Raw genomic sequence first — 11,498 nt, 5'->3', positions numbered from 1 at the left:
AGAGCTTCCTGCCCTAATTCAGCAGTCGATAATTTTGGAAATCAGTCAAAGAAGAAGGAGAAATCTGCGTAGACAGCCGGGTCGTCCGGGTCTTCCCCCGTGCCCTCGATGGAGGACTTGGACATGGTCGGCCAAGCCACGGAAATCTGGCTGGCGAAGGCCTCCTCCCAGCTCAGCTTGAACAGCAGGCCCGCACCGGAGAAACCGGCCCAGTCGTCGTGGATGTCTTGTTCGTAGTTGTTGACGACGCCGTAGCCACCGTCGGCAATCAGTGCCACCTGCAGGATATCGTTCAGGCGGTTGCCGAAAATGCGCGGGTTCATCGCATCGGGGAAGTCGAAGTACCACTCCGCGGACAGCAGGCCGACGCGGTCGGCAGAGAAATCGCGCACGTCGAAGGCGCGCACGCCATTGGCACCACCCAGGGAGAACTGCTCGAAGGACGGCAGACTGCTGTCGCTGTACTGCCAGCGGCTCTTCAGGATCAGCCGCGACCGTTTGTCGGTAAATGGCAGCGGCACGAAGAACAGCGAGCTGGTATCCATGGCGAATTTGGTGAAGTCGTCGCCCCGCTCAGCATCGACTTCTTTCTGGTGCTCGCCATACTGAATCTTTGCATTCAGTATGTTCAGCATGGGCACGGCGCCGTTGGAGAGGCTGTCCATATAGAGCCCCAGTTCGCCGCCGTAGATATGGTCGCCGGGTTCCGGGAGTTCGATGATGGCCTTCAGGTCCGATTGCTTGTCCGTCAGGCTGAAGGAACCGGTGAGGTTAAAGTCGCGGGAGCGGCGGAACTTGTGATCGACGCTTACGGCGTAGCTCTCGTTCACGCCTTCGATGCTCAGCAGGTTGACGACATTCTTCGGGTTTTCCAGGTCTTGCAGGGAAAACTCGTTGTAGTCTGCGGAGAACTGCAGACGGGTACGGGGGCCGAACAGCGGCAGGCTGTAGCGGAACTGGCCCAGGTCGGAGCCGAAGTCCGAATCCAGGTTGTCCGCATTACTGGACTTGAGGTATCCAATGGTCAGGGCATCACCGATACCCAGCGGATTGAGCCAGTCGATCGAGGTGAATGCGCGCTGATCGCCGGTAAAGGTGGAGCCGTGGTTGTCCATGCGCGTCACCATCCGCCAGGGATTCTCGTCACGCACCTTGAGGTTCAGCTTGGTTTCGCCGGGATTGTCGCCGGCACTGAAATAGCCGGTGATATTCAGGCTCGGCAGGTCGTTGAGCAGATAGAGCCCCTCTTCGATACTCTCGTGATTGACCAGCTTGCCGCGCTGGTCCTCGAAGGGTTTCGCCAGCTGCTCCAGCGAATATTTCCTGTTGTCTTCTACCGCGACCTGGCCAAGCAGACCCTCCTGCACCGTCAGGGTGACGATACCGTCTTCGACTTCCTGTGCCGGTATCTGCACCTGCGCCAGGAAGAGGCCCTGGCGGCGATAGAAGCGCGTCAGCTCGGCAGCTATCTCCTCCAGATCCCCGTAGCTCAAGCCGCGCTCGGCATTTTGCTTCTCGATCACACTGACCAGCTTGCGCAGATGTGCGGGACCCAGCTCCTCCGGCCGGTAGCGGGCATTCATGCTGTCGAGCACCAGCGCCAGTTCCTGCAGATTTTCGACCGTATAACCACCGGCGAGGATCTTGTCCTCCTTCATAAATTTGACGCGCAGCTGTTCGGCCAGCGCTTCCACCGTCTCGCGGTCGATACCAAATTCCGGGTATTCCTCCAGGCGGTGGAAACGGAATTTTTTCACGGTGATGCGCGGCCCGTGAGTGCGTCGCGCCACTTCCGGTATTTCGGTATCAAGGTTTGGATCCCGGGCCTCGTGGGTTCGCTGCAGGAACTCGCGCGTGACATCGGGTTCGCTGATGGTGGGTACATCCTGCTCGAAGGCCGCACGCACGCGGCTGCGGAAACTGCCCTCATCCTCCTGGGCGCACACCGATGCCGATAGCAACAGCACACCGCCCCCGACGAGCGCCAATTGATCTCTGTAGCGCGCAAGCATATACCCCCCTTACCAATCCCTGTATTAGTCTCTGGCCAAAACGGTACCCGGCGACGAGCGCCGCGGCTGCTTTTTAATGCGTCCTCGCGGACTTATGGCCGGCCCGCGGGCCGCCTTTCTCTAGAAAAAACTGTTAGTTGAAGTCCCGCACGACCCGGAAGCCGGTCAGACTGTCGGCCTCACCGCTGTGCAGGCGCTTTGTGGTGGCCAGGCAGCGGCTCATCGGGTCTTCGCGGCTACCGCCGGCGGCCATCAGCTGACCGTCCGCGCCGAGAACCCATTCCTGCACGTTGCCCACGGCATTGACGAGACCGAATTGATTGGCCGTGCCCGCCTGCACTGCAACCAGTTCGGCCCCTTTTTCGATACCGCCATACTTCAGGTGGCAGTTGCGGTCCGCGACCTCGCGTTGACCGTTGGCGCTGGCGGCGGCAAACCACTCCCGCTCCGTCGGCAGCCGGTAGGCGCGACCGGTCTGTGCGCTCAGCCAGTCGATATAGGCCTGGGCCTGGGCGAGGGTTATGTTGTTGGCCGGCAGGTCGTCGGCGCCCAACTCCAGGCCATCACACTGGCCGGAGGCGCGGCAGAATCGGCGCAGCTCGCCGTTGCTCACCTCGTATTTACTTATCACCAGGGCTTTGCGCACATCGCCGGGCACCACCACCATACGCGGCGCCTCCGTGCCGTCGGCCAGCCGGTCGGCGCAGGTGTAGCGGTGACCGCGGCCGCCGCTGCCCGGGCGCAGATGGGCGCAGAAATCGAGATCAAACTCCTGCAGTACCTGCTGCTCCGGCAGCAGCGCTCTGGCCTCCTGCAGCAGGGGCTCGGTGCGCAGCGGGTCCTGGGCCGCCAGGCGCGTGAGACAGGCGTTTATTTCCGAGCCCAGCACCGGGCGTATCTTCTGGGCCTTCAGCCCGTCCAGGGCACCGAGGCGGTTCAGGTGCGTCGACACAGCGGCGATATTCATTTTGAAACCGCAACGCAGGGCCAGCTCCATCTCATCGAGCACAGCGTCTATCTGCCGCTGCAGTTTGAGCGCCTCCTGGCGGCGCTGCTCGCGCAGTTCCTGCTGTCGCAGCCGTTCCGCCTCGCGCTCGGCGGCCAGGCGCTCCGCCTCGAGGCGCGCGCGCAAGGCCTCGCGCTCCTCGGCCAGCTGCGATCTGATGGCGGCCGCCTCGCTGGAGTCGCCGTACCAGTGCGCCGCGCTCGCCAGCATGGCGTCCGCCTGATCCAGGTTGCCGAGGTTCAACTGACCGGTGGCTGCGGCGATAAAGAGTTCGAAGATCTGCCGGCGCGAGGCATCCACATAGGCCGCATCCGATGGGTTCAGCTCCGCGTACTCCTGCAGCTCCAGCTCCAGATCCTCCTCCCAGGAAGGCGTGAGGATACTCAGACCAATCAGGCGGTCGATGGCTTCGCGCTTATCGGCAATTCTGCGCTCCAGCAGCTCGCGCTGCAGCTTCTGCTCCAGCTCGATTTTTACTCTCTGCTGTTCCGCCGCGTTCTGCTGCTGCAGGTGGCCATAGCCCACCACGGCCCCCACCAGCAGTGCCACAAAGGCACTGCCAAACACCCACTTCCAGGTGTTGTTGACGAAAAATCCCTGTACGAATTTCTCGACCGTTGCGGTGCGGTCTTCGCGCTTGAGCTCCAGCGCGGCCTCCAGGGCGCGCCACTGGCGGCGACTCAGGGAGCGGATTCTCTTCGGCTTGAGGCGCCGCTCCAGGGCTTTGTCGGCGGGCACCTTGCCGTAGGGGTGGCGCCCGGCGAAGAGTTCGTAGGCCACGCAACCCAGCGCGAAGACGTCGTCGCTCGGCGCCGGCTCGCCGCCCCGCAGCATCTCCAGGCTGGCGTAGGCAGGGGTCAGGGCTCCCAGGGTTCTGGCGTCAAAGACGGTCTTCTCCCCCGCCCTGCTCGCCATGCCGCCCTCGGAAACCGCGCGCGCGATGCCGAAGTCGAAGACCTTTGCCCCCTTCTTCTTGGTGACAAAAATATTGCCCGGCTTGAAGTCCGAGTGAACGATATTGTGGGAGTGGGCGTAAATCAGGGCCTGGGAGATATCCCAGAGGATGGCGCGGGCCCGCTCGAACTCCAGGCCCGTCTCTGCGTGCTCGCGCAACAGCCGGTCGAGCGGCGCCCCCTCGAGGAACTCCATCGTCATGAAGACGCGGTCGCCCTCGCGGTCGAAGTCGTACACCGTTACGATATTCGGGTGCGCCAGCGTCTGCGACTTGCGCGCCTCCCGCTGCAGGGAAATAAATGCATCCGGGTGCTGGCGGAAGTCGTCGTTCAGCAGCTTGATGGCCACATAGGGTTCGCTGTCGCTGGCTTCCAGCTTGCGGCGGTCGAGCGCCTTGTACACAGCGCCCATGCCGCCGACACCGAGCAGCTTATCCAGCTCGAAGCGGCCCTTGATCACCGTCTTGGTGACGGCGCCCGAGGTTTCAGACTCGAAAAATGCAGCGGCGCGCACCGGCGCGGCATCTGTGCGGCTGGGCGCGGAGGCCCTCGGGCCGGGTTTAAGCACCGTGGCATCGGCCGTGAAACCCGCCGCAGCCGTGGGAATAAGGCCGGGATTGGCACTCACGGGTGGGTGATCGTTGGCTCCGGTATTGTCCCGGGCAACGAAGACTGTGGTGTCGCCATCCTCGGTTGCGCTTTCAGCCGCCTGATTTCCAGAGCGTCTTCCAGGCCCCACCAAACGCGTCTTATCGTCCAAATCCGCCTCCATGGAGTTTTTATTGCGGCACATCCCGGTTCCGCATCAGCAGTTGAAAAACCAACTTTCGGTGATAGGCAAATAAAGCAGGCGCGCAGTATACCCAAGCCCAGATACAGCAACAATGACCAGAAGCACAAATACATCCAGCAACTACAAACTTGACACCGCTGTACAGGTTTCTCGGCAAGAAAAAACAAGCCCGCAGCTAAAAAAACCCTCTTTTCAAATTTTTTCCAATAAAAAATCGTGTCAGAGACAAACCCGCTTAATCGAAAAAATTTAAATTGATTGCAGCCAACCGCCTATCTGCCTCAACGATAAATCACAATCTTAAAAATTGGTGTCAGAGTGGACTTTCCCCGATCTTAGCAAAGCGCCAGCCTTACATTTTTTTCCTCAGAAAATTCGTGCCAGAGTCGATTAAATATCTGGCAAACAAGGTTTTTTTTTGAATTTTCCTCTGTTTTAATGCAGCCAATTGCCACTACGGCAAGACCTTGACTACTGCGATATCGCGGCGGTAAAGGAAGCACCACCAAAGTCACTGACCATATCCAAGAGGGATTTCTTATGGCTATCTACATGAACTTCAACAACAAGTCGCCGGCTGGCAACGTAACCGCAAAAGGCTACGAGGACTGGATTGAAGTTGACAGCTTCAACTTCGGTGTCGGCCGCGGTATCAGCATGGAAGCCGGCGCCATGGCCAACCGCGAAGCCACTCGCCCGAGCATTAGCGAGATCACCGTAACCAAACGCATCGACGCTGCCTCCGGCGGTCTGTTCAAGGCTTCCGTTTCCGGCGACGAAGGTGTTACCGCAGAGATTCACGTGGTACAGACCGGTGCCAACTCCGTGGAGAAGTACGCTGTCTACAAGCTGGAAGATGCCATCATCTCCTCTTACAGCATCAGCGCCTCCGCCGGCGGCCCGCCGCAGGAGTCCATCTCTCTGAGCTTCTCCAAGATCGAGGCTGACCTCAACCACGCCGACAAGACCAACAAGAACCCGAAAAACATGCGCGTGGGCTACGACCTCGCCACTGCGACCGTACTGTAAGAAGCAGCTTTTCGCTTCTCACCGCAGGGGCCGAGACCCGCAGCCAGGCGCTGCGGGGCTGCGGCCCCTCTGTGTTTCGAGACCTCAGGGAATTGCGCGGCTGGGTTTTTCTGGGATTAGCCATGTATTTGGATGTTGAAAACAGGCAAGGCGTTCGCTATCGCGTAAGGGAGGGATGGTATCAGCCACCATTCTCATCGCCGACTTTTGCCGGAAGCAATGTCGACCTCCAGCTGCTCCTGAGTTTTGACGATGCAGCCATCGAACAGATCTGTAATCAATTTCTCCGCATGGGGCCGCAGTTCCCGGACCTTGCCGATCCCCGCAGCCAATTTGAAAACCGCCAGCTGCACTCGCCCGATACGCATGCGCCGGTAAGCCTTACCGATCGACAGAAGGCCATCTATCTTGCCCTGGCCGAGCAGCGCCTGATCATCGAGGAAGATCCCCGCAGCGACGACCAGCTGGCCGAAGAGCAGTCCGCGCTGTCCGCGCAGATCCGCAGGCTCCTGCAGCAGATCATCGCCGAAGAGCGGGCCGAGGCGGCCCGTATCCAGAGAGAACATGAGCAGCGCAGCATCTGGGGAAAGACGGGCGCCTATATCAAGCGCGGTGCCGAAGGCCTCGGCAACGCGGCCTGGAGCCTGGCGGTGTGGGTCAAGGACGTTGCCGAAGTGGCGGCGGCGATCCACCCCGCGCGCCAGACATTCGCCGCCGCCAGCGCCGCCTCCGACTATATCTACCACGACAAACCGCTGGAGGCCTCGGCGCGGGAATATCTGGCCGATGTAAAAGCCGAAGTTGTCGATGTGCTGGGTTTCGACCCGAGCGCGATCACCGCGGAACAACTCCGGCAGGCCTTCGAAATCGCCGAACTGATCTATGACGACCCGGCCCTGCGCAGCGCCATCGCTCAATTTGCCCGGGACTATGTCAAGGCCCAGCACAGTCTTGAGGTCGCTGAATTCGCCGGTGGCGGCCTCTTCGAGATAGTGCTCACCATAGTACTGGCGGCGGTGACCGGAGGCGCCGGTGCCGCGGCCGCACTGGCGAAGAATACGCGCCTGCTGACCCGCTTCGAGCGCATCGGCGAACTGATGATACGCTTCGCCAGGCTCAAGAAGCGCCGCCAGCAGCTGGCCCGGAACAGGGCGGCACAGACCAGCGGAGCCAGTTTCTCCGACCTCGAATCCGTCGACGCGCCCGCCCCACAGACGCCGCCCGCGCAGCCGGCGGGCAGGTCGAACGCCGCCGGCGCCGGCAAGGCCAGCACCTCCGGCGACAGCAGACCCACGGAAAACGCCGGCGAGCCGGACAGGATCAGCAGCGAAACCGGCCGCAACCAGAACGGCGAGAGCTCCCAGAACAACGCCAGGGCGCTGGAGGGCGGCGAGCCCATCAACCTGAAGACCGGCGAGGAGCGCCTGACCCTGGTGGATGCGGTACTGGACGGCCCGCTGCCACTCACCGTGGCGCGCACCTACCGCAGCAGCAATCCCAATGATTTCGGCATGGGTTACGGCTGGACCCATACCCTCGGCGAATACCTGGAGTGGCGCGGCGAGGGGCGGCCGCTGCACTTCCACGACGCCGAGGGCCGCGTCATCGCCCTGCCCGTGCCCGGCGCCAGCGGCCGCAGCCACAATGTGGTCGAGCAGCTCAGCCTGACCCGCATCAGCGACACACACTGGGTGATATCCCCCTATGGCGCGCCCAACGGGGTACAGAAACACTTCAAACGCGGCGACTCTGCGGACAAGCTGGCGCTTTCCGAAATTTGCGATGGCTACGGCAACTTCCACCGCTTCCACTATGTCGAAGCGCGCCTGATCTGTGTCGAGAGCAGTATCGGCGAAGCCCTGCACCTGAGCCCGCCCAAAGGCGACGCCAACGGCGGGCGCATCGGGGAAATAAAGAGGGAGACCCGCGACGGTCGCATCACCACCCTCGCCCGCTACCAGTACAGCGACGAGGGCGACCTGATCGAAGCCGTCGACGCCGACGGCCACAGCGAGCGCTACCGCTACCACAAACACGTTATCGCCAAGCGCACCCTGAAGAGCGGCTACAGCTTCCACTTCGAGTGGGATGCCGAGGGCCCCGGCGCCCGCTGCCTGCGCCAGTGGGGCGACCCGATCGACGGCCAGCCCACCTACAGCTACCGCTTCGACTGGGACGACGACGGCAAGGGCGTCACCGTCACCGACACCCGCGGCGGCACCGAGCGCTACCGCTTCAACGAGCGCGCCCTGCCCATCTACCACCGCGACCCGGAGGGCGGCGAAACCCTGTACAGCTACAACCAACTGGGGCGGCTGACCCGGGTCCAGCTGCCCAGCGACGAAGGCGTGGAGCGCGAGGAGCGCTACGAGTACGACCGCCATGGCCGCCTGATCAAAAAGATCGATGCCGCCGGCGGCGAACACCGCATCGAATACAACGCCGACGGCCTGCCGGCCAAGATTACCGATCCGGCCGGTCACAGCTGGCAGCGCCGCTACAACAAAAGCGGCCAGATCACCGAGAGTATCGACCCCCTCGGCAACGCCACCAAATACAGCTACAACCCCATCGGCCTGGTGGGCTCAATCACCGATCCGCTCGGCAACGCCACCCGCTACCTGTGGAACCCCCAGGGCAAGCTCAGCGCCGTGCACGACCCGATGGGCCGCGCCCAGCACTACCGCTACGACAGTGCCCAGCGCCTGGTGGAAGTACAACACGGGCCGCAGCAGGGTTACAGCCAGAGCACCCGCTACGAATACGACAGCCAGGACCGCATCAGCGCGGTGACGACGCCGGACGGCGCCCGCACCCAATACCGCTACAACCCCCAGGGCCTGGTGGCGGAGATCATCGACCCGGAAGGCCGCAGCACCCGCTACGACTACGACGGCCTCAGCCAGGTCCGCGCGCGCACCAACCCCGACGGCAGCCGCCTCGAATACCACTACGACGGCGAGCGCAACCTGGTCGGCCTCACCAACGAAAAGGGCGAGCGCTACCAACTCAAATACGACCGGGCCGAGCGCCTGATCGAAGAAATCGGCTTCGACGGCCGCGTCACCCGCTACGCGTACAACTGCGCCGGCCACCTGATCGCCAGCCGCGCCGTCACCGACCCGGATACCGGCAAGGGCATAGACACCGTCTTCGAGCGCGACGCCTTCGGCCGCCTGCTGCAGGAAGTCACGCCGGACGGCGTCACCAGCTTCCGCTACAACCGCCTGGGCCAGCTGGTCGAGGCGGAAAACGCCCAGCGCAAACTGCGCTGGGAATACGACCCCTGCGGCCGCGTCACCGCCGACTGGCAGGATCAGATACAGATTCGCCACCGCTACGACGCCGCCGGCAACCGTGTCGCCACAATACTGCCAGAAGGCGAGGAAATCCGCTTCGGCTACAACCCGGCGGGCCAGCTCGAAAGCCTGCACCGCCGCCCCACGGGTAGCGCTGCGGATCAACTAGTCGCCGCGATCACCCGCGACCAGCTCGGCCGGGAATGCCAGCGGGCTCACGGCAACGGCCTGACCAGCGAAAGGGACTACGACCCCCAGGGGCGCCTGCACAAGATCCGCGTCAAGGCCGCCGGCCCGGTCGATGCCCCCGCACCAAAACCAGTGCACGAGCGCGCCTATCACTACAACCGCACCGGCCAGATCAGCCGTATAGACGACAGCCTGCGCGGCAGCCGCCACTTTTACTACGACGCCCTGGACCGGCTGAGCCAGGTGGACGGCCCCAACCCGGAGCACTTCGTCCACGACCCGGCACACAACATCCTCGCCGCCGCCGGCAGCGCGGACGAGGCCAGGCAGCAGGCCGGAGCATCTCAGGTCAGCGGCAACCGCCTCGCCTTCCGCGGCGACACCCACTACCGCTACGACGCCCAGGGCAACCGCATCGCCGCTCTGCGCGGCAAGGGCCGGAAGCTGCAGACCCGCTATCACTACGACGGCCGGCAGCAGCTGGTCAGGGTCGAGCGGGTAAGAGTCGACGAAAGCGGAAAGGAACACCTCCAGCGGGAAACCCACTACCGCTACGACCCACTCGGCCGGCGTATTGCCAAAGTTGATGGCGAGAAACAGGTGGAATTCCTCTGGGACGGCGATGTGCTACTCAAGGAAAGCACCAGAGACGCCAAGACCGGGCAGGATTTAAAAGAGAGAACCTATTACTTCGAGCCGGGCACCTTCAAGCCGATCGCCCTTTGCGAAGATGGCGAGGTCTATCACTACCATCTCGACCACCTGGGTACGCCGGACGCGCTGACCGATAGCAGGGGGGAGATTGCCTGGAGTGTCAGCTACAAAACCTACGGCAATGTGGCCGTCGAGCACTGTACCCGGATAGAGCAGCCGATTCGCTTTCAGGGTCAGTACTTCGATGAAGAGACCGGGCTGCATTACAACCGGTTTAGATATTACGACCCGAATATTGGGCAATTCACTACGCAAGATCCTATAGGACTTATCGGGGGATCAAACAACTATCAGTATGTCATAGCCCCGATTAGGTGGGTTGACCCATTCGGTTTAAAGTGCAAAGAACTCAATGACTTTGGAAGGTTCAACACAAAAATTGACGACAAAGTCACTGTTCTTGATGAAAAAGACAGCCTTCCTGAGAGGGTAGCGGAAAGTTTTACAGATTCTGAATATAGAACTGTTATCACAAACGAAGATTTGACTCTTTACCGGATTTACGGTGGTGATGCAAAACTTGGTGGAGCATTTGCTTCGACATCACCAGCGCTCAACAGGATTCAAGCAAAAATAGATGCCGCCCTTCTACCAGAGTGGAAAAACACAAGGATCTATGAGGCAGAGATTGTTGTTCCCAAAGGTACACGTCTAAATATTGGGAAAGTAGCACCCCAAAAGATAGAATCTACAGGAACCTTACTGAAAGGTGGAGCGGATCAAATACTAATGCCACAAGGCTGGCCCGAAAGCTGGGTTGTAAGCGTACGAAGAGTATCTCCTTAAAGTTGATAAGCGATGCCAAATACACACAACACAAATAGAAAACTCCTTGAAGACCAACTTACAGAGACCATTAGTAAGCTTAAGGAAAAACTAGATGGCTCCCATGAAGATATCGTAGAGGAATACATAAATAAATATGAAGACGCATTAAATTGTCTCAAGAACACCTCAGACAAAGAAATGCAAAAGCAAAAACTACTCTCACTACTTAATTGTACAAGAGGATATCTGGAACACTCTTCTTATTACATGCAGGACTTCCTGGATGAAATGGCTAAAACTGAAAAAATGATCAAGCAGGAATATCCGTGATAGAAGCAAAGTGCTAAGTTGGTCAGGGAATACGAAGAAAACCAAACCAGAAACTTTTGCAGATGTATACCCAGAGTATGGCAAAGGCGAGTTGTACTACTAACCGAAGATGGCGAAAGAATGGATTTCGATAGCGCTGACATTATTCCGAATGAATAGTATGGCAAACAATTATTACCTTATCGCAAAGCCTTCACAACCTCACAGTAGCGCATGGCCGAAACTAATTGCCTATTCTTTTTCTGAACGAAAAGTTTTACTGGAAGAAGGGAAGAGGCACGGCCTTTCGGGTGGAGCAATTTCACTAGATAAATTTAACCCATCTAGCTGGAAGGAATTTTTTGTTGCCACAGACTCCTTATGGTTCCTAGATATGCTATCTGATGGATCCATATCCAACTGCAC

At 60.2% G+C, this 11,498-nt stretch carries 5 protein-coding genes; 3 read left to right on the top strand and 2 right to left on the bottom strand.

Annotated features, from left to right (window positions below; genetic code table 11):
* Window positions 1-41: 41 nt before the first annotated feature.
* Together ACXAF3_RS13375 and ACXAF3_RS13370 are read right to left on the bottom strand one after the other, a co-directional pair.
* Window positions 42-1,988, bottom strand: a complete 1,947-nt coding sequence (locus tag ACXAF3_RS13375; RefSeq protein ID WP_475112813.1) for a ShlB/FhaC/HecB family hemolysin secretion/activation protein — start codon at window positions 1,986-1,988, stop codon at window positions 42-44.
* A gap of 157 nt (window positions 1,989-2,145) precedes the next feature.
* On the bottom strand, window positions 2,146-4,599 hold the full coding sequence (locus ACXAF3_RS13370; RefSeq protein WP_475112812.1) for a bifunctional serine/threonine-protein kinase/formylglycine-generating enzyme family protein: 2,454 nt from the start codon (window positions 4,597-4,599) through the stop codon (window positions 2,146-2,148).
* A 705-nt stretch (window positions 4,600-5,304) separates the two neighbouring features.
* Here ACXAF3_RS13370 and ACXAF3_RS13365 point away from each other — a divergent pair.
* The 3 genes from ACXAF3_RS13365 to ACXAF3_RS13355 all read left to right on the top strand — a co-directional run bounded on the left by ACXAF3_RS13365 (window position 5,305) and on the right by ACXAF3_RS13355 (window position 11,093).
* On the top strand, window positions 5,305-5,793 hold the full coding sequence (locus tag ACXAF3_RS13365; protein ID WP_475112811.1) for an Hcp family type VI secretion system effector: 489 nt from the start codon (window positions 5,305-5,307) through the stop codon (window positions 5,791-5,793).
* A gap of 290 nt (window positions 5,794-6,083) precedes the next feature.
* The gene (locus tag ACXAF3_RS13360) at window positions 6,084-10,781 is read left to right on the top strand and encodes an RHS repeat-associated core domain-containing protein (protein WP_475112810.1); all 4,698 of its coding nucleotides are present in this window, start codon (window positions 6,084-6,086) and stop codon (window positions 10,779-10,781) included.
* Between the two features lie 12 nt (window positions 10,782-10,793).
* The gene (locus ACXAF3_RS13355; protein WP_475112809.1) at window positions 10,794-11,093 is read left to right on the top strand and encodes a hypothetical protein; all 300 of its coding nucleotides are present in this window, start codon (window positions 10,794-10,796) and stop codon (window positions 11,091-11,093) included.
* Window positions 11,094-11,498: the final 405 nt, after the last annotated feature.

The sequence above is a fragment of the Microbulbifer sp. ABF4_143 genome (genome assembly GCF_056160225.1).
This window is presented reverse-complemented; position numbering and strand designations above follow the sequence as displayed.